We start from the raw sequence: 17,359 nt of genomic DNA, 5'->3' as shown, positions 1-17,359 counted from the left end.
GCGGTGGATCAGTCGATATCAATGTTGACTGACCCACCGCATTCGCGAGCAAGCCCGCTCCCACATTTGATTTGTGTTCGCTTTAAAGTGCCAACGGATTGCCCGATGAAACTCTCCCGCCTCGCCCTGACGCTGACCCTTCTGCCGGCCGGCCAACTGCTGGCCGACACCTTCGAACGCGATCAGGCCCTGAAACTTCCCGACGTGCTGATCAGCGCCAACCGTCAGGTCGAAGCGCGCAATGACAGCAGCGCCGCCAACACCGTGTTCACCCGCGAAGACATTGATCGTCTGCAACCAAGCAGCGTGACTGACTTGCTGCGTCGTGTACCGGGTGTGCAAGTCGGGCAAACCGGCGGGCGCGGCAGTCTGCCGGGGATTTACATTCGCGGCACCAAGTCGGCCCAGAGCCTGGTGCTGGTCGACGGCCAGCGCATCGGCAATGCCACCTCGGGCGACAGCAACCTGCAACACATCAACATCGAACAGGTCGAGCGCGTGGAAGTGTTGCGCGGCTCCCGCTCGGTGATATATGGCAGCGATGCGATTGGCGGGGTGATCCAGATCTTCACCCGGCGCGGCGGCGAGCAAGGCCTGCAACCGCGAATGCACGTAGGCTTTGGCAGCCACCAGACCTGGGAACGCAGCCTCGGGCTGTCCGGCGGCGACGAGCAGACCCGATTCAACCTCGGCGCCAGCCTCGATGAAACTGCCGGCATCAATCGCACCCGCGAGTCGTATCCCAGCGATGGCGATCATGACGAGTACCGCAACCAATCGATGAGTTTGAGCCTGAGTCACGCCCTCACCGATGACATCGAAATCGGCGCCAACCTGTTGGATAACCGTGGCAAAAGTGAGTTCGACAATCCGTTCGGCCGCTTCGACATGGACACGTTCGAGTCAGTCCAGCAACAGCCCTACAGCGACTTCGCGGTGAGCAGCGTCAGCAGTTACGTCGATGCGCGGATCAACGGCCTGTGGAAAACCCGCGTCGAGTTCGGCCACAGCGAAAACCGCGAGAAGACTTTGGACAAGCTCAGTGACGAACGCAGCGTGTTCAACACTTACCGTGATTCGGTGAACTGGCAGAACGACCTGACCCTCGATGAGCGCAACGGCCTGATCCTCGGCGGCGACTGGTATGAGGACCGGGTCAACAGCAGCACGCCATTCGACGAGGACAGCCGCTGGAACCGTGCCGCGTTCATTCAGCATCATTACCAGGCGGATAGCTTCTCCACCGAACTGGGCCTGCGCCGCGATCAGAACCAGCAGTTCGGCGGCCAGAACAGCTGGAGCGGCACCTTCACCCTGCCGCTGAATCCGGACAACGATGTGCTGCTGACCTACAGCGAAGGCTTCCGCGCGCCGACGTTCAATGACCTGTATTACCCCGATTTCAGCAATCCGGACCTGAAACCCGAGACCTCGAAAAGCTACGAGCTGCAATGGCGCAGTCAGCTGACCGACACCGCTCGCCTGGAAGCTTCGCTTTACCGTACGGACCTGGAAGATGCGATTATTTTCGGCAGTAACAACCGGCCGCAGAATGTGGCCTCGGCACGGATCAATGGTTTCGAAGCGGCGTTGAAACAGGAACTGTTCGGCTGGCAGAGCAACCTCGGCGTGGCGATCATTGACCCGCGGGATCGCGACAGCGGCCACACCCTGGCTCGGCGCGCGCGGCGGACCTTGAGCCTGGATCTGGATCGGCAGTTCGACCGGCTAGGGCTTGGCGCCAGCTGGCAGGCTGTGAGCAGCAGCTATGACGATGAGAACAATCGCCAGCCGTTGGGCGGGTACGCGTTGCTGGGGTTGCGCAGCAGTTGGGAGTTGAATCGGGAGATCAAGCTTGAGCTGAAGGTCGATAACCTGCTGGACAAGGGTTACAGCCGGGCGCTGTACAGCCATGACGGCAGTCAGAATGGGTATCGAGAGGAAGGTCGGGCGTGGATGTTTGGGGTGACCTGGACGCCAGAATTCTAAAGACTGGCGCAGTCACCTGTGGCGAGGGGATTTATCCCCGTTCGGCTGCGAAGCAGCCGTAAACCTGTGGATGCGGTGTGACTGCAGCCATTGGGGGCCGCTTCGCAGCCCAACGGGGATAAATCCCCTCGCCACATAAATCCCCTCGCCACAGGTCACCGGTCGGGCGCAATCACCTGGCACAACTTGGCCGTCGCATCGATCATCTGCCCGCTCGGCCGCTCCAGCCCCTTATCCGTTACCAACAGCAATTGCCCCTGCGCCACCGCCGCCACCTGCGGCCAGGCTTTCCACGCATCGAGTTGCGCCTGATCACTGGCCAGAATCACTTCGGGATTACGCTGCAATACCGCTTCAATACTGACCTGCGGCGCCGGCAGCGTCAGGTCGGCAAAGACGTTACGAGCCCCGCACACTTCAAGCGCATCGCTGATGATCTGCCCGCCGCCAACGGTGTATAGCGGCCGATCCCAGACCTGATAAAACACCCGCAATGGCAGCTCTCGACGATAACGCTGGCGCAACGAATCCAGCCGCTGACGCAACTTCTCGGCCAATGAAACACCACGTTCCGGACGGCCGAGTTGTGAGGCAATGGCCTCAATCTGCGCAGTGAGTTGTTCGAGGTTGTGAGGTTCAGCAACGTAGGTCGGGATGTTTAACCGCTTGAGTTGCTCACGCTGGGCCGGGCCAACGCTGCCGGGCCAGAGCAACAGCAGATCGGGCTGGAGGCTGAGCAACTGCTCCATGTCCAGCTGACCATAGCGGCCAACCGAAGGCAGGTGTTTGAGCTCGGCAGGACGCTCACCGGCATCCAGCACACCCACCAGCAGGTCGGCTGAACCCAGCTCAACAACGATTTCAGAGAGCGATGGCGCGAGGCTGACAACGCGTTCGACCGCAGCCGCCGGTCCACTGACGGCCAGCAGCAAAACCGCCAGCCAGACGGGCCGCATCAGCCGAGTTGACGCGGAATACGGTAGAGGTAAAACAGCACCAGGGTCGACAGCGCCAGCAGCATCAACGGCACGGCTTCGAGGCCGACGAACACCGCCAGCGCGCCGATCCAGGCCGGCAGGCCGGCAGCCAGGAACGCCGTGCGACGCTTGGCAGCCAAGGCGATCCAGGCAGCAGGTTCTTCTGGGGTATCGAGGGCTTTTTGAGTGGCGATCAGCGCGTGTTTGTAGCCGCCAAAGAATTTCAGGCTGACAAACATCGACGCCACACCGGCGATGAACAACGGCATCGCCAGCACCGGCAGGATCGCCTCGCTCTGGCCAAATACACCATTGATCACGAACAGCGGCACCAAGGCCAGCGCCAGGTATTGCCACCAATTGACGGACAGTCGCCGCCTGACCTGACCGCGGGTCACGCCCGGTCAGCCTCACCCTGGTGCTCGTTGCCCATCATGTGGTCGAGCTTGCTGGCCTTGGTGGCCAGGTAGAGTTTGTTGTGCGGGTTATGGCCGGTGTGCAGCGGCACGCGCTCGGCGACTACGATGCCCATGTCGGTCAAGGCTTTGACCTTGCGTGGGTTGTTGGTCATCAGACGCAGGGATTTCACGCCCAGGTGCTCCAGCATCGGCAGGCACATGGCGTAGTCGCGCTGATCGGCGGCAAAACCCAACTGTTCGTTGGCTTCAACAGTATCGGCGCCGCCATCCTGCAATTCATAGGCGCGGATCTTGTTCAGCAGGCCAATGCCGCGACCTTCCTGACGCAAGTACAGCAATACGCCACGGCCCTCACGGGCGATGGCCTGCAAGGCGGCCTCGAGTTGCGAGCCGCAGTCGCAACGCTGGCTGAACAAGGCATCGCCGGTCAGGCATTCAGAATGCAACCGGCCGAGTACCGGGGCACCATCGGCAAACTCACCCAGGCTCAGCACAACGTGCTCGCGCCCGTTTTCTTCATCGAGAAAGCCGTGCATGGTGAATTGCGCAAAAGGCGTTGGCAGCTTGGAAGCGGCGACAAAAACGACAGGCACCGGTGTGCTCCTGATCAATAAGTACTGGAGATTCGCAGACGCGGCATTGTAACAGCACGTTCCGACAGACGCTTAGGCTGAATTATGGGGCATAACAATCAAAAAGTTAGATCTCAAGCCATCACAGCCCCCCTGCGGGAGTAAGCCTGCTCGCGATTGCGGTCTGTCTTTCACCATTGATGTCGACTGATACACCGTCATCGCGAGCAGGCTCGCTCCCACAGGGTTAATCAAGCGCTGCAGGGTTCGCGCTTAGTTCGAGTCGAACGGATAGGGTTGTTTCCAGCGCTCGAAGATCGGTTTCAACTGGCCGCTTTTCACCAGTTGCTCCATGCGTTGGTCGAACAGCGCCATCAGTGTCCGGGCCTTGGGGGTCTTGGCAAAGCACAGATACAACGGCAATTCCGCAATGTGAGTGCGACGGAACTGCGTCGGATCCTTGGCCCGCTTGAGGACATAGTCGACTTCGGTCAGCGCGTCGATGTAAAAGTCGGCGCGGTTGCGGGTCAACATCGACAAAATCCCGGTACGCCGCAGTACTTCGTTATAGCGGCGTACGTTGGGCAGGTAATCCTGATAGTCGTAGCCGCGGACCCAGGCCAGTCGATAGTTGCCCAGGGTTTCCGGGGTCGGCGCGGGGTTGCTGGCCAGCCCCAGGGCATAAATGTGATCGGTATCGAAGTTCCAGTGCGGATAGAGCAGATCGCTGGACTCATCAAGATAGGAGCCGACACAGGCATCCACTTCACCGCGCTGGGCCAGGCCCATGGAGCGCACGTAAGGTTCGCTGCGGATGTCCAGCTTGACCCCCGCCGGCTCGAAGACTTCGCGCAATACATCCCAGCCCAGACCGTGGCCATCGGCGGCGGTGTAGTCTTCCCAGTCTTCGCTGGCCAGATGAATCACCGACGGCGTCGTCACTGCATCGTCCGCCTGAACGAGCGAACTGAACACCACAAAAACCATCGCCACCAACCAGCGCCGAGCCATCCCTAGTCCTCTGTTTCGCCACTCAGGCGAAAAACCAAACCAACCCCTGCATCCCCAGCCACGCAAACACCCCGGCCAATACATCATCGAGCATGATCCCGACGCCGCCATGCACATGCCGGTCGATCCAGCGAATCGGCCACGGCTTGAGGATGTCGAAGAAGCGAAACATCAAAAACCCCGCCAGCAACCAGTACCAACCTTCCGGCACCAGCCACAGGGTGATCCACATCCCGACCATTTCGTCCCAGACGATGCCTTCGTGGTCATGCACCCGCAAATCGTCGGCGACCTTGCCGCACAGCCAGAAGCCAAACAGCATGGTGATGCCGAGCATCAGCCAGTAACCCCAATCGGGCAGCATCTGCCACAACGGAATAAAGGGTAGCGCAACTAACGACCCCCAGGTGCCCGGTGCTTTTGGCAAGGTGCCCGAGCCAAAGCCGAACGCCAGGAAGTGCCACGGATTGCGCCAGACCGACGGCGGTACGAATTCCGCCGGGACCTGTTTGGGATGATCTGTCACGGTGTCTCCCGAAAATGTTGATAGCCCCGGTTCTGCGGGGTGATGTCTTGTCCGTCGGCGTCAAGCAGCACTACGCCCTGCCCCGTCACAACACGGCCGACCACATGGATCGGCCAGCCATCGGCCACCAGTTTCGGTAACTCGACAGGGGGCAAGGTAAAGGCCAGCACGTAATCATCACCACCGCTCAGGGCCGCGACTTCTGCACCTGATTGACCGAGGAAGGCGACCAAAGCGTTCGACAATGGCAGCGTGTGCCGTTCAATCTGAATGCCGACCTTCGATGCCAGGGCAATATGTCCGCAGTCCGCGAGCAGCCCGTCGGAGATGTCCAGCGCCGAGGTGGCTTTGCCGCGTAGCGCCTGACCCAACGCGAGTTGCGGCTGCGGCGACCAGTAATGTGCCAGCAGCGGATCGGCGATGGTGGCTTCAGCCGTACGCTGACCGAGCACCAGCGGCAATGCCCCCGCCGCGTTACCAAGCTCACCGCCAACGCACAGCAAGTCGCCTGGCTGCGCACCACTGCGGGTCAACGCCAGACCCGCCGGCACACGACCGAACACCGTCATGGTCAGGCTCAACGGCCCACGGGTGGTATCACCGCCCACCAGCGCCACACCGCAGCGCTGCGCCATGATGTTCAAACCACGGGCGTAGGCGTCCAGCCAATCGGCGGTCACCGTCGGCAAGGTCAGGGCAAGGGTAAAGGCAACGGGAGTGGCGCCCATGGCAGCCAGATCGCTGACGGCCACAGCCAGCGAGCGCTGACCGAGCAGAAACGGGTCGCAAGGATCTGCGAAATGCACACCGGCAACCAGTGTGTCGGTAGAAATGGCCAACTGCTCCCCGGGGGGAACAGCCAGCAAGGCGCAGTCATCGCCGATCCCGAGGGCAACGCATTCGCCGCCCTGCGCACAAGGCGCGGCGGCGAAGAAATTGCGGATCAGCTCAAACTCGCCCATGGCATCTCCAAGCGCAGGTTAGCGCTTGAACGCCTTCACTTCAGCTTCACGCAGACGCGGGGCCAGCTTGTCGAGTACACCGTTGACGAACTTGTGGCCGTCGGTGGAACCGAAGACTTTCGCCAGCTCGATACCTTCGTTGATCACAACGCGGTATGGCACGTCGACGCGCTTGAGCAGTTCCCAGGTCGACAGGCGCAGGACGGCCAGTTCAACCGGGTCCAGCTCTTCGATGGTGATGTCCAGGCACGGCGTCAGTGCAGCGTCGATCTCAGGCTTGTGGGCCGGAACGCCATGCAGGATGTCGTGAAAGTAAGCGGCATCGACATCGCTGAAATCGTTATCGACCCGAAACTGCGCTTCGATCTCGTTCAAAGATTGCTTGGCCATGTGCCATTGGTACAGCGCCTGAGTCGCAAGCTGACGGGCTTCGCGACGCTTGACGCTTTTCGATGGCTTGCCGGCATCCGCAGGCTTTGGATCGCGCGGGTTGAAACGATCGCTTTCGTCGCTAATCACTTGGCCTCCAACTGCGCCAGCAGGCTGACCATTTCCAGAGCGGACAGGGCAGCTTCAGCACCTTTGTTACCGGCCTTGGTGCCGGAACGTTCGATGGCTTGCTCGATGGAATCAACGGTCAGCACGCCGAATGCGACTGGAACGCCGAACTCCATGGACACCTGGGACAGGCCTTTGGTGCATTCGCCCGCCACGTATTCGAAGTGCGGAGTACCGCCACGAATGACCGCGCCCAGGGCGATGATTGCCGCGTATTCGCCCTTCTGAGCGACTTTCTGCGCAACCAGCGGAATTTCGAAGGCGCCAGGTGCGCGGATGATGGTGATGTCGCTTTCGCTCACGCCGTGGCGAACCAGGGCATCAACTGCACCGCTGACCAGACTTTCAACGACGAAGCTGTTGAAACGGCCTACTACCAAAGCGTAGCGGCCTTTAGGGGCGATGAAGGTACCTTCGATGGTCTTCAGGGTCATTCGTTAGATCTCTTAAAGAGCCGGGACGCGTCTCGTACGCGTCCCTCAGTGATATTAGCCACGAATACACGGCCGGAAAAAACCGCATTGCTGCTCGACTACACCCCTGTGGCGAGGGGATTTATCCCCGTTGGGCTGCGTAGCGGCCCCTATTTTTGGACTGCTACACAGTCCAACGGAGGATAAATCCCCTCCCCACAATGGGTGAACATCAGCAATACGAATCTCCGGGTCATTATTCGGAGGGCACGTATTCTACAACTTCCAGATCGAAACCGGATATCGCATTAAATTTCATCGGCGCACTCATCAGGCGCATTTTGCGTACGCCCAGATCCCGAAGGATCTGCGAACCGGCACCCACGATGCTGTAGGTGGTCGGTTTTTTCGCCGGAACGTGCTCCGCGGTTTCGCGGATATGCGCCAGCAACACGTCGCCATCGAGCGGGTGACCGAGCAACAGCACCACGCCACTGCCCGCCTCGGCAACCGCGGCCATCGCGGCGCGCAGGCTCCAGCGGCCGGGCTGTTTGACCATCAACAGGTCGCGCAGCGGGTCCATGTTGTGCACCCGAACCAGGGTCGGCTCTTCGGCGCACACGGTGCCCAAAGTCAGGGCCATGTGCACGTCACCTTCCACGGAATCACGATAGGTCACCAGGTTGAATTGGCCCAGTTCGCTGTCCAGCGGCTGCTCGGCAATCCGCTGAACGGTACGTTCGTGGATCATCCGGTAGTGAATCAGGTCGGCGATGGTGCCGATCTTGATGTTGTGTTCGGCAGCAAATGCTTCCAGTTCCGCGCGGCGGGACATGGTGCCGTCGTCGTTCATCACTTCGCAGATCACGCCGCTCGGCTCGAAACCGGCCATGCGCGCCAGGTCGCACGCCGCTTCGGTGTGGCCGGCGCGAGCGAGGGTGCCGCCAGCCTGGGCCATCAGCGGGAAGATGTGGCCGGGGCTGACGATGTCTTCAGCCTTGGCTTCTTTCGCGGCGGCCGCTTGCACGGTGCGCGCACGGTCAGCAGCAGAGATGCCGGTGGTCACGCCGGTGGCTGCTTCGATGGACACAGTGAACTTGGTGCCGAAGCCGGAACCGTTGCGTGGCGCCATCAAGGGCAGTTTCAGCAGTTCGCAGCGCTCGCGGCTCATCGGCATGCAAATCAGGCCACGGGCGTGCTTGGCCATGAAGTTGATGTGTTCAGGCTGGCAGCACTCGGCGGCCATGATCAGGTCGCCTTCGTTCTCGCGGTCTTCGTCATCCATGAGGATGACCATCTTGCCTTGGCGGATGTCTTCAACCAGTTCTTCGATGCTATTGAGCGCCACAAGGCACCCCCCTTCTTTCAAAATTGAGTTTCAGGAATTGAGGTAGCCGTTCTCGGCCAGAAAGCTTTCAGTAATGTTCCCGGACTTTGCTGGCTCTGCGGCCTTGTCGCCCAACAACAGGCGTTCCAGATAACGGGCAAGCAAGTCAACTTCAAGATTCACCCGGCGACCTGGCTGGTAAGACGCCATGATGGTTTCGCTCAGGGTGTGCGGAATGATGGTCAGCATGAACTCGGCGCCATCGACCGCGTTCACGGTCAGGCTGGTGCCGTCGACGGTGATCGAGCCTTTATGGGCGATGTACTTGGCCAGCTCTTTGGGCGCGCGGATGCGAAACTCCACAGCGCGAGCATTTTCGGTACGGGCAACCACTTCGCCCACGCCATCGACATGGCCGCTGACCAGATGCCCGCCGAGGCGAGTGGTCGGGGTCAGGGCTTTCTCCAGGTTCACCGGGCTGCCGCTTTTCAGATCATTCATGGCGGTGCAGTCGAGGGTTTCGCGGCTGACGTCCGCCGCAAAGCCGTTGCCTGGTAACTCAACCGCCGTCAGGCACACGCCGTTGACTGCGATGCTGTCGCCCAGTTTGACGTCGCTCAGGTCGAGCTTGCCGGTTTCTACGTATACCCGCACATCTCCGCCTTTTGGGGTCAATGCACGAATACTGCCGATGGATTCGATGATGCCGGTAAACATGGAGTCCTCCTCGAGAACAGGGCCGTCGCGTGGCGCAGGCCCGGAATTATACGCTCGCTGCTGGCGAAGGAATGGCGATGACTCGCCAGTCATCGCCAACCGCGCGGATTTCGGTGATTTTGAGTTCAGGCGCATCCTTCATTAGCGCGAGCGGCCAATCCAGCAACGGGCGCGCAGATGAACCTAAAAACTTGCCAGCGATGAAAATCTGAAACTCGTCCACCAGCCCTTGCTGAGCGAAAGCCCCGGCCAGACGCGGCCCCGCTTCGACCAACACTTCGTTGACTCCGCGATTGGCCAGTTCGACCAGCAGTTTACGCAGGTCGACCAAACCATCCTCGCCCGCAACGATCAGGCATTCCGGACCATTGGCGTATTGCTCTTCGATCGCCATGCACGTGGCGACCAGCGCCGGGCCAGCCTTGAAGAACGGCGCATCCAGCGGCACTCGCAGACGGCCGTCGATCAACACACGCAGCGGCGGACGGCTCATGGCCAGGGCCGTTTGCTCAGGATCCAGGCCTAGTTCATCGGCACGCACGGTGAGACGGGCATTGTCCGCCAGCACCGTGTCGGCGCCGGTCAGCACCACGCTGGCCTGAGCGCGCAGGCGTTGTACCGCCGAACGCGCCGCAGGGCCGGTGATCCATTGGCTTTCGCCGCTTTCCATCGCCGTGCGACCGTCGAGGCTCATGGCCAACTTGACCCGCACGAACGGCAAGCCGTGCTCCATGCGCTTGAGGAAACCTTCATTGAGCTTGCGCGCTTCGCCTTCCAGCACGCCGCTTTCGGTAGCGATGCCAGCCTGGGCCAGGCGCTGCATGCCACGACCGGCCACCGACGGGTTCGGGTCTTGCATCGCCGCGACGACCCGAGCCACACCGGCATGTACCAGCGCATCGGCACAAGGCGGCGTCCGTCCATGGTGGCTGCAAGGTTCGAGAGTCACGTAAGCGGTGGCGCCTCGAGCCTTGTCGCCGGCGTCGCGCAGGGCGTGAACTTCGGCGTGGGGTTCGCCGGTGCGCACGTGCCAGCCTTCGCCGACAATTTGCCCGTCACGCACGATCACGCAGCCCACCCGAGGATTGGGGTGCGTCGTGTAATGACCTTTACGCGCCAGTTCCAGCGCGCGGGCCATGTAATGGGCGTCGAGGATGGCAAGTTCTACAGAGGTGGTCATTCTTTCACCGGCTCTCTGGCCAGGCGATCGATCTCTTCGCGGAACTCGTTGAGGTCCTGGAAGCGCCGATACACGGAGGCGAAACGAATGTAGGCGACTTCGTCGAGCTTTTGCAGCTCGGCCATCACCAGTTCACCGACGACAAGGGATTTGACCTCTCGCTCACCGGTGGCGCGCAGTTTGTGTTTGATGTGCACCAACGACGATTCCAGGCGCTCGACGCTCACCGGGCGCTTCTCCAGCGCACGCTGCATGCCGGCGCGGAGTTTTTCTTCGTCGAACGGCTGGCGGCTGCCGTCGGTTTTGATCAGGCGCGGCAACACCAGTTCGGCCGTCTCGAACGTCGTGAAACGCTCGCCGCAGGCCAGGCATTCACGCCGGCGGCGTACCTGTTCGCCCTCGGCGACCAGACGCGAGTCGATGACCTTGGTGTCGTTGGCACCGCAGAAGGGACAGTGCATGGTGGCAGGCAACAAAAAAAGGGAGGGCCATGGTAGCGCATCCCCGTGGCAAGACAAGCCATAGGGTTTGCGGTATACAGACGGGCTATAGAGCTAGATCCATGGATTTCACCTTGCTGGAGCCGAAAATGTCCCTAAGACCGCTCGTTTTGCTCAGTCTTTTCAGCCTGCTGGTGGCCTGCAGCAGCGATGCGCCCAAGCCCCAGCCGCCGACGCCAGGCCCCGCGCCACAGGCCGCGCAGAAGAAAGCCAGGGAATCGGCCAACCTCGGCCCATTGCCCGCGTATCAGCGTGAATTGAGCGGCACCCTGCAAGGCGTGCCGGCCGACGCCGAAGTCGAACTGGCGTTGCTGGTGATCGATGACAAGGGCCGCCCGCAACAATTGTTGGCCAGCTCCAGCCTGATCGGCACCAATCAGGTTCTGCCGTTTCATCTGCGATTCAATCCGGAATCCTTTCCGGTCGGTGCCCGCGTTGAACTGCGCGGCCGCGCCAGCCAGTCCGGCCAGCTAATTTTGCACCTGCCGCCGCAGATCATCACGCAGCCAACGACGCAAGTACTGGGTCAGCTGCAATTCGTCAAAGCCCCATGATTGCACCGCTCAACCTGCAACAGGCGCTAGGTGAACTGCTCGGTGACGCACAGCTGGTTGCCTGTGAATTGCCGGACACCGATCTGAAGCTTTGGCTGATCGACGGCGACAACATGGACCGCGCGTTCAGCCCGGAAGAAACCCGGCGGATTCTCCATGAGCCGCCTTATTGGAGTTTTTGCTGGGCCAGTGGGCTGGCGGTCGCCCGTTATCTCGCCCAGAACCCGCACTGGGTCGAGGGCAAACGGGTGCTGGATTTCGGCGCCGGTTCCGGGGTGGCGGGGATTGCGGCGGTAAAAGCCGGAGCGCTGGAAGTGGTGGCTTGTGACCTGGACCCGCTGGCGATTGCCGCGTGTCGAGCGAATGCCGAACTCAATGACGTACACCTTGATTACTCGACAGATTTTTTCACCGAAGCGGATCGCTTTGATCTGATTCTGGTGGCCGATGTGCTGTACGACCGGGCAAATCTGCCGTTGCTCGATGAATTCCTCAGTCGCGGGCAGCAAGCCCTGGTGGCGGATTCGCGCGTGAGGGATTTTCGCCACCCGTTGTATGAACGCATCGAGATGCTGGAAGCGATGACCCTGCCCGATCTGGCCGAGCCCGAAGAGTTTCGGCATGTGAGTCTCTACCACGCCACCCGAGCCTGATCATTCCCACGCTCCGCGTGGGAATGCAGCCCGGGACGCTCCGCGTCCCAAAGCGGACGCAGAGCGTCCATTGAGGCATTCCCACGCAGAGCGTGGGAACGATCGGCACTCTGGCTTCCGGCCACCCCCGCCAAGTCGTATAGTTGCCCCATTCACGCTTTTACGAGATCCCCCATGAGTCAGGAAACGCCGTACATCTTCGACGCCACGACTGCCGATTTCGAGCAGTCGGTGATCGAGAACTCTTTCCACAAACCGGTGCTGGTGGACTTCTGGGCCGAATGGTGTGCGCCGTGCAAGGCGTTGATGCCGATGCTGCAAACCATCGCCGAGAGCTATCAGGGCGAGTTGCTGCTGGCCAAGGTCAACTGCGACGTCGAGCCGGACATCGTTTCGCGCTTCGGCATTCGCAGTCTGCCGACGGTGGTGCTGTTCAAGGACGGTCAGCCGGTGGATGGTTTTGCCGGTGCACAGCCGGAATCCGCCGTGCGCACAATGCTCGAACCTCACGTGCAAATGCCACCACCGACGGCTGCCGATCCGTTTGAGCAAGCTCAGGCGCTGTTCAATGACAACCGCTTTGCCGATGCCGAAGCCATCCTCAAAGTGCTGTTGGGCGAAGACAACACCAATGCCAAGGCGCTGATTCTCTACGCTCGCTGCCTCACCGAACGTGGTGAGCTGGGCGAAGCGCAAATCGTGCTCGACGCGGTCAAGACCGATGAACACAAGGCCGCGCTGGCCGGCGCCAAGGCGCAGATCCAGTTCCTCGGCCAGGCCAAGGATTTGCCGGATGCGGCAGACCTGAAAGCGCGTCTGGCAAAAAATCCGCAGGACGATGAAGCGGTTTATCAGCTGGCGATCCAGCAACTGGCCCGTCAGCAGTACGACGCGGCGCTGGATGGGTTGCTCAAGCTGTTCGTGCGCAATCGCAGCTACAGCGAAGGCCTGCCGCACAAGACCTTGCTGCAGGTGTTCGAACTGCTGGGCAACGATCACCCGCTGGTGACCACGTACCGTCGCAAGTTGTTTGCCGCGCTTTATTAACCTGCGTTGATCCAGCTGTAGAGCGGCGTATCCCCGCCGCTCGTCACCTTCACATCAGCGCAATGACGCAAACGCACCAGCAAGCGTTTGCCCGACGCCGCGCTGCCGGTCAAACCTTCCAACTGATCCAGCAAATCCGGCCCGCTCAATTGCCCGGCCTTGCGCAGCAAATCCTTGGCGATCTGCCACAGCGCATCATCCTGATTGACCGGTTTTGCCGGCGCCGCATTGGCCTCCGGTGTCACCACCTGCAACTGCGCACCGAGCCGTGCCCAATCGCTGTCATCCATCTCCAGCGTCAAATCCACCGGCCAGTCGCCGATGCTTCCGCGTATTCGCAACATAAGTCTGCTCCTGCACATTTCTGGCTTGCATGCTCCCATGGGACTTGTGCAACGCCAAGCAGGCGGTCAAACTCTCGGCACTTACGTTATAAGATTACATAACAAATTCTTCATTTTACTTTTCGGAGACCCGCCATGCGCCGTCTGCTTCTCGCTCTGCCGTTTGCCCTGTTGCCGCTGGCCGTCGCCCACGCTGGCGAAGAACATGATCATGAACACGGCAGCCTTGGCGCCCACGAACATGGTGTCGGTCGCCTGAACGCAGCGCTGGATGGTCAGACCCTGGAGCTGGAACTGGAAAGCCCGGCGATGAATCTGGTGGGTTTCGAACACGCCGCCACCACCGACGCCGACAAAGCCAAAGTCGCCGTGGTTCGTGCGCAGCTGGAGAAACCGCTGGTGCTGTTCAACCTGCCGAAAGCCGCTGGTTGCGTGGTTGCGACTCAGGAACTGGAAAGTCCGCTGTTCGGCGACAAGCCAGATGCCGACGAAGAGGCCAAGGGCGAACATCACCACGACCACAGCGAAATCCACGCTCATTATCAATTCAGCTGCTCGGCACCGGGTGCGCTGAAAACCCTGGATCTGGGCAACATCTTCAACACCTTCCCGGCGACCCAGAAGATTCAGGTACAACTGATCAGCCCGAGCGGCCAGCAAGGCGTAGAAGTGACATCCAAGGCTGCCGCCCTGAAATTCTAAATTCACCGTAGAACCAATGTGGGAGCGAGCTTTGTGGCGAGGGGATTTATCCCCGTTGGACTGCGCAGCAGTCCCATTTTTTAGGGCCGCTTCGCGACCCAACGGGGCGGTGCGACGTTTCGCTAAATCCCCTCGCCACAAAGCTCACTCCCACAGGGGTTGGTGTTGGATGTGATATTGAGACAAGTCCCCCAAAACCCATGAAATCGGCGCTATGACCCAAGCACTCATCGAACTGTCCGACCTGGGCTTCAGTTGGCCCGGTCATCCGCCGCTGCTGGATATCCCGGCGTTTCGCCTGGAACCCGGCGAAACCCTGTTCCTCAAAGGCCCCAGCGGCAGCGGCAAGACCACCCTGCTCGGGCTGCTCGGCGGTGTGCAGAAGCCCAATCGCGGCAGCATCCGATTGCTGGGCCAGGAGCTGAGCGAACTCTCAGCCGGCGCTCGTGACCGCTTCCGGGTCAATCACACCGGCTACATCTTCCAGCAGTTCAACTTGCTGCCGTTTCTTTCGGTGCGCGAGAACGTTGAGTTGCCCTGCCACTTTTCCAAACTGCGCGCCGAACGGGCGATCCAGCGTCACGGCAGCGTCGATCAGGCGGCGGCCACCCTCCTCGCCCACTTGGGTCTGAAGGACGAGAGCATCCTAAGCCGTCGCGCCGATTCGCTGTCCATCGGCCAGCAGCAACGGGTGGCCGCTGCACGCGCGTTGATCGGTCAGCCTGAATTGGTGATCGCCGACGAACCGACTTCGGCCCTGGACTACGACGCTCGCGAGAATTTCATTCGCTTGCTGTTCGCCGAATGCCGCGAAGCCGGGTCAAGCCTGCTGTTCGTCAGCCATGACCAAAGCCTGGCACCGCTGTTCGATCGCCACCTGTCGCTGGCCGATCTCAATCGCGCCGCCACCCCGTCCGAGGTCTGAGATGTATTTGTTTCGTCTAGCCATGGCCAGCCTGGCTAACCGCCGTTTCACCGCGATCCTCACCGCGTTCGCCATCGCCCTGTCGGTCTGCCTGCTGCTGGCGGTGGAACGGGTGCGCACCGAGGCCAAGGCCAGTTTCGCCAGCACCATCAGCGGCACCGACCTGATCGTCGGCGCCCGTTCCGGCTCGGTGAACCTGTTGCTGTACTCGGTGTTCCGCATCGGTAACGCCACCAACAACATCCGTTGGGACAGCTTCGAGCACTTTGCCAACAACCCGAAAGTGAAGTGGGCAATCCCGATGTCCCTCGGCGACTCCCATCGCGGTTACCGCGTGATGGGCACCACCGAGGCGTATTTCGAGCATTACCAATACGGTCATCAGCAACACCTGGAATTGGCCGACGGCCGCGCCTTCGCCACCGATCCGTTCGAAGTGGTACTCGGTGCCGAAGTGGCCGATGCGCTGCATTACAAACTCGGCGACAAACTGGTGCTGGCCCACGGTGTGGCGGTGATCAGTCTGGTCAAGCACGACGACAAGCCGTTCACCGTGGTCGGTATCCTCAAACGCACCGGCACCCCGGTGGACCGCACGTTGCACATCAGCCTCGGCGGCATGGAAGCGATTCACATCGACTGGCACAACGGCGTGCCGGCGCGCGGCAACGGTCGGATCAGTGCCGATCAGGCGCGCAACATGGACCTGACGCCACAAGCGATCACCGCGTTCATGCTCGGCCTCAACAGCAAGATTTCGACCTTCGCACTCCAGCGTGAGATCAACGAATTCCGGGGTGAACCGATGCTGGCGATCCTCCCGGGCGTGGCGCTGCAAGAACTGTGGAGTTTGATGAGCACGGCGGAAAAAGCCTTGTTCGTGGTGTCGCTGTTCGTGGTGCTGACCGGACTGATTGGCATGCTCACGGCGATCCTCACCAGCCTCAACGAACGACGTCGGGAAATGGCGATTCTGCGTTCGGTGGGCGCTCGACCGTGGCACATTGCGACGTTGCTGGTGCTGGAAGCGTTTGCCTTGGCGCTGTCGGGCGTGATTGCCGGTGTGGCGCTGTTGTATGTGGGCATCGCCTTGGCCCAAGGTTATGTGCAAGCCAATTACGGCTTGTACCTGCCGCTGGCCTGGCCGAGCGAATATGAATGGACGCTGCTCGGTGGCATCCTGATCGCCGCGTTGCTGATGGGCAGCGTGCCGGCCTGGCGTGCGTATCGCCAATCCCTGGCCGATGGCCTGTCGATCCGTTTATGAGGACGTTGAACATGCCCCGCGTTGTGCTTGCGCTGTTGATGCTGGTCGCCTTGCCCCTGTGGGCGGCCGAGCCGAAAGACCTGACCTGGTCGGAAATGATCCCGCCGGACGCCGCGCCGGAAGTGCCGAACATGACGCCGCTGCACGACCTGTCGCAAATGGGCAACGCGTTGGCCGCCGAGTCGGCACCCGCAGCCAAGCAAGACATGCCCAATGCACCCGTGGTGAAAAGTCTCGACGGTCAGAACATTCGGCTGCCGGGCTACATCGTGCCGCTGGAAGTGAGTGAAGAAGGTCGCACTACCGAGTTTCTGCTGGTGCCTTATTTCGGCGCCTGCATCCACGTGCCGCCACCGCCTTCGAATCAGATCGTGCATGTCAAAAGCGAAGTCGGCGTGAAGCTGGATGAGCTGTATCAGCCGTACTGGATTGAGGGTGCGTTGGAGGTGAAAGCATCCACTAGCGAATTGGCGGATGCCGGGTATCAGATGCAGGCGGACAAGATTTATGTGTATGAGCTGCCGGAGTGAAACCGGTAGTTATGGAGTGTTTGATAGATAGCCTTCGCGAGCAAGCCCACTCCCACATTTGATCTGTGCATCAGCACAAATCCCCTGTGGGAGCGGGCTTGCTCGCGAAGAGGCAATCAGCCGCACCACAAAAAATGAGCCATCACTGTTTCATTGAGCTGAGTCAAAAGACCGTATCAGACGCCT

21 protein-coding genes are annotated in these 17,359 nt (G+C 60.8%); 8 read left to right on the top strand and 13 right to left on the bottom strand.

The genetic code is table 11. The features are described 5' to 3' along the window. Positions 1 to 105 precede the first annotated feature (105 nt). Positions 106 to 1,989 (top strand): TonB-dependent receptor domain-containing protein, encoded by a 1,884-nt coding sequence (locus tag KGB03_RS12490; protein ID WP_223527194.1) that lies wholly within the window; start codon positions 106 to 108, stop codon positions 1,987 to 1,989. 155 nt (positions 1,990 to 2,144) lie between these two features. On the opposite strand, the gene KGB03_RS12485 is transcribed toward KGB03_RS12490, so the two are convergent. The 12 genes from KGB03_RS12485 to nrdR form a co-directional block, all read right to left on the bottom strand. Continuing rightward, positions 2,145 to 2,945: a cobalamin-binding protein gene (locus KGB03_RS12485; protein WP_223527193.1), complete on the bottom strand. Its 801-nt coding sequence runs from the start codon at positions 2,943 to 2,945 to the stop codon at positions 2,145 to 2,147. Then, on the bottom strand, positions 2,945 to 3,364 hold the full coding sequence (locus KGB03_RS12480) for a hypothetical protein (RefSeq protein ID WP_033059418.1): 420 nt from the start codon (positions 3,362 to 3,364) through the stop codon (positions 2,945 to 2,947). The genes KGB03_RS12485 and KGB03_RS12480 overlap by 1 nt, the downstream gene beginning before the upstream one ends. Next, positions 3,361 to 3,978 carry a GTP cyclohydrolase II gene (gene ribA, locus KGB03_RS12475; RefSeq protein ID WP_111451202.1) on the bottom strand — a complete coding sequence of 206 codons (618 nt, stop codon included), beginning with the start codon at positions 3,976 to 3,978 and terminating at the stop codon, positions 3,361 to 3,363. The genes KGB03_RS12480 and ribA overlap by 4 nt, the downstream gene beginning before the upstream one ends. A gap of 252 nt (positions 3,979 to 4,230) precedes the next feature. Then, positions 4,231 to 4,968: a substrate-binding periplasmic protein gene (locus tag KGB03_RS12470; RefSeq protein WP_218537585.1), complete on the bottom strand. Its 738-nt coding sequence runs from the start codon at positions 4,966 to 4,968 to the stop codon at positions 4,231 to 4,233. A 22-nt stretch (positions 4,969 to 4,990) separates the two neighbouring features. Next, the gene (locus KGB03_RS12465; RefSeq protein WP_008153532.1) at positions 4,991 to 5,494 is read right to left on the bottom strand and encodes a phosphatidylglycerophosphatase A; all 504 of its coding nucleotides are present in this window, start codon (positions 5,492 to 5,494) and stop codon (positions 4,991 to 4,993) included. Beyond that, positions 5,491 to 6,456, bottom strand: coding sequence for a thiamine-phosphate kinase (thiL, locus tag KGB03_RS12460; RefSeq protein ID WP_223527192.1), 966 nt, complete (start codon positions 6,454 to 6,456; stop codon positions 5,491 to 5,493). Before thiL ends, KGB03_RS12465 begins: the two co-directional genes overlap by 4 nt. Positions 6,457 to 6,474: 18 nt before the next feature. Next, the gene (gene nusB / locus KGB03_RS12455; RefSeq protein WP_008153530.1) at positions 6,475 to 6,975 is read right to left on the bottom strand and encodes a transcription antitermination factor NusB; all 501 of its coding nucleotides are present in this window, start codon (positions 6,973 to 6,975) and stop codon (positions 6,475 to 6,477) included. Further along, positions 6,972 to 7,448, bottom strand: coding sequence for a 6,7-dimethyl-8-ribityllumazine synthase (gene ribE, locus KGB03_RS12450; protein WP_074871273.1), 477 nt, complete (start codon positions 7,446 to 7,448; stop codon positions 6,972 to 6,974). Before ribE ends, nusB begins: the two co-directional genes overlap by 4 nt. Positions 7,449 to 7,683: 235 nt before the next feature. Further along, positions 7,684 to 8,775 (bottom strand): bifunctional 3,4-dihydroxy-2-butanone-4-phosphate synthase/GTP cyclohydrolase II, encoded by a 1,092-nt coding sequence (gene ribBA / locus KGB03_RS12445; protein WP_008153526.1) that lies wholly within the window; start codon positions 8,773 to 8,775, stop codon positions 7,684 to 7,686. Positions 8,776 to 8,805: 30 nt separating this feature from the next. Further along, on the bottom strand, positions 8,806 to 9,471 hold the full coding sequence (locus tag KGB03_RS12440) for a riboflavin synthase (protein WP_218537586.1): 666 nt from the start codon (positions 9,469 to 9,471) through the stop codon (positions 8,806 to 8,808). Between the two features lie 46 nt (positions 9,472 to 9,517). After that, positions 9,518 to 10,651, bottom strand: a complete 1,134-nt coding sequence (gene ribD / locus KGB03_RS12435) for a bifunctional diaminohydroxyphosphoribosylaminopyrimidine deaminase/5-amino-6-(5-phosphoribosylamino)uracil reductase RibD (RefSeq protein ID WP_223527191.1) — start codon at positions 10,649 to 10,651, stop codon at positions 9,518 to 9,520. After that, complete coding sequence (gene nrdR / locus KGB03_RS12430) at positions 10,648 to 11,112, bottom strand: transcriptional regulator NrdR (RefSeq protein ID WP_003228656.1); 465 nt, start codon at positions 11,110 to 11,112, stop codon at positions 10,648 to 10,650. Before nrdR ends, ribD begins: the two co-directional genes overlap by 4 nt. A 128-nt stretch (positions 11,113 to 11,240) precedes the next feature. On the opposite strand from nrdR, the gene KGB03_RS12425 reads away from it, so the two are divergent. The 3 genes from KGB03_RS12425 to trxA all read left to right on the top strand — a co-directional run bounded on the left by KGB03_RS12425 (position 11,241) and on the right by trxA (position 13,405). After that, on the top strand, positions 11,241 to 11,705 hold the full coding sequence (locus tag KGB03_RS12425; RefSeq protein ID WP_111451242.1) for a hypothetical protein: 465 nt from the start codon (positions 11,241 to 11,243) through the stop codon (positions 11,703 to 11,705). After that, entirely contained in the window at positions 11,702 to 12,358 is a 657-nt protein-coding gene (locus KGB03_RS12420; protein WP_192410786.1) for a class I SAM-dependent methyltransferase, read from the top strand. The genes KGB03_RS12425 and KGB03_RS12420 overlap by 4 nt, the downstream gene beginning before the upstream one ends. Positions 12,359 to 12,532: 174 nt before the next feature. Continuing rightward, positions 12,533 to 13,405, top strand: a complete 873-nt coding sequence (gene trxA, locus KGB03_RS12415) for a thioredoxin (protein ID WP_223527190.1) — start codon at positions 12,533 to 12,535, stop codon at positions 13,403 to 13,405. On the opposite strand, the gene KGB03_RS12410 is transcribed toward trxA, so the two are convergent. Further along, positions 13,402 to 13,749: a hypothetical protein gene (locus KGB03_RS12410; protein WP_223527189.1), complete on the bottom strand. Its 348-nt coding sequence runs from the start codon at positions 13,747 to 13,749 to the stop codon at positions 13,402 to 13,404. The two genes, trxA and KGB03_RS12410, sit on opposite strands and share 4 nt — an antisense overlap. 135 nt (positions 13,750 to 13,884) lie before the next feature. On the opposite strand from KGB03_RS12410, the gene KGB03_RS12405 reads away from it, so the two are divergent. The 4 genes from KGB03_RS12405 to KGB03_RS12390 all read left to right on the top strand — a co-directional run bounded on the left by KGB03_RS12405 (position 13,885) and on the right by KGB03_RS12390 (position 17,173). After that, positions 13,885 to 14,451, top strand: coding sequence for a DUF2796 domain-containing protein (locus KGB03_RS12405; protein ID WP_223527188.1), 567 nt, complete (start codon positions 13,885 to 13,887; stop codon positions 14,449 to 14,451). Between the two features lie 214 nt (positions 14,452 to 14,665). Further along, a complete protein-coding gene (locus KGB03_RS12400; RefSeq protein WP_134103435.1) occupies positions 14,666 to 15,376 on the top strand; it encodes an ABC transporter ATP-binding protein in 711 nt (236 codons plus the stop codon). A 1-nt stretch (position 15,377) separates the two neighbouring features. Further along, positions 15,378 to 16,643: an ABC transporter permease gene (locus KGB03_RS12395; RefSeq protein WP_024164579.1), complete on the top strand. Its 1,266-nt coding sequence runs from the start codon at positions 15,378 to 15,380 to the stop codon at positions 16,641 to 16,643. Positions 16,644 to 16,654: 11 nt separating this feature from the next. Next, the gene (locus KGB03_RS12390; RefSeq protein WP_111451212.1) at positions 16,655 to 17,173 is read left to right on the top strand and encodes a DUF3299 domain-containing protein; all 519 of its coding nucleotides are present in this window, start codon (positions 16,655 to 16,657) and stop codon (positions 17,171 to 17,173) included. Positions 17,174 to 17,359: the final 186 nt, after the last annotated feature.

Source organism: Pseudomonas sp. BF-B-26, assembly GCF_019956495.1.
Classification (GTDB): Bacteria; Pseudomonadota; Gammaproteobacteria; order Pseudomonadales; family Pseudomonadaceae; genus Aquipseudomonas.
The sequence above is the reverse complement of the archived record's forward strand: the minus strand, read 5'-3'. Positions and strand labels throughout refer to the sequence as shown.

Coding starts and splice junctions, on each gene's coding strand:
- KGB03_RS12490 (WP_223527194.1), top strand. CDS start 106: ATGAAACTCTCCCGCCTCGCCCTGACGCTGACCCTTCTGCCGGCCGGC.
- thiL (WP_223527192.1), bottom strand. CDS start 6,456: ATGGGCGAGTTTGAGCTGATCCGCAATTTCTTCGCCGCCGCGCCTTGT.
- KGB03_RS12470 (WP_218537585.1), bottom strand. CDS start 4,968: ATGGCTCGGCGCTGGTTGGTGGCGATGGTTTTTGTGGTGTTCAGTTCG.
- KGB03_RS12425 (WP_111451242.1), top strand. CDS start 11,241: ATGTCCCTAAGACCGCTCGTTTTGCTCAGTCTTTTCAGCCTGCTGGTG.
- KGB03_RS12485 (WP_223527193.1), bottom strand. CDS start 2,945: ATGCGGCCCGTCTGGCTGGCGGTTTTGCTGCTGGCCGTCAGTGGACCG.
- KGB03_RS12420 (WP_192410786.1), top strand. CDS start 11,702: ATGATTGCACCGCTCAACCTGCAACAGGCGCTAGGTGAACTGCTCGGT.
- KGB03_RS12400 (WP_134103435.1), top strand. CDS start 14,666: ATGACCCAAGCACTCATCGAACTGTCCGACCTGGGCTTCAGTTGGCCC.
- KGB03_RS12405 (WP_223527188.1), top strand. CDS start 13,885: ATGCGCCGTCTGCTTCTCGCTCTGCCGTTTGCCCTGTTGCCGCTGGCC.
- nrdR (WP_003228656.1), bottom strand. CDS start 11,112: ATGCACTGTCCCTTCTGCGGTGCCAACGACACCAAGGTCATCGACTCG.
- trxA (WP_223527190.1), top strand. CDS start 12,533: ATGAGTCAGGAAACGCCGTACATCTTCGACGCCACGACTGCCGATTTC.
- KGB03_RS12410 (WP_223527189.1), bottom strand. CDS start 13,749: ATGTTGCGAATACGCGGAAGCATCGGCGACTGGCCGGTGGATTTGACG.
- KGB03_RS12440 (WP_218537586.1), bottom strand. CDS start 9,471: ATGTTTACCGGCATCATCGAATCCATCGGCAGTATTCGTGCATTGACC.
- KGB03_RS12390 (WP_111451212.1), top strand. CDS start 16,655: ATGCCCCGCGTTGTGCTTGCGCTGTTGATGCTGGTCGCCTTGCCCCTG.
- ribE (WP_074871273.1), bottom strand. CDS start 7,448: ATGACCCTGAAGACCATCGAAGGTACCTTCATCGCCCCTAAAGGCCGC.
- ribD (WP_223527191.1), bottom strand. CDS start 10,651: ATGACCACCTCTGTAGAACTTGCCATCCTCGACGCCCATTACATGGCC.
- KGB03_RS12395 (WP_024164579.1), top strand. CDS start 15,378: ATGTATTTGTTTCGTCTAGCCATGGCCAGCCTGGCTAACCGCCGTTTC.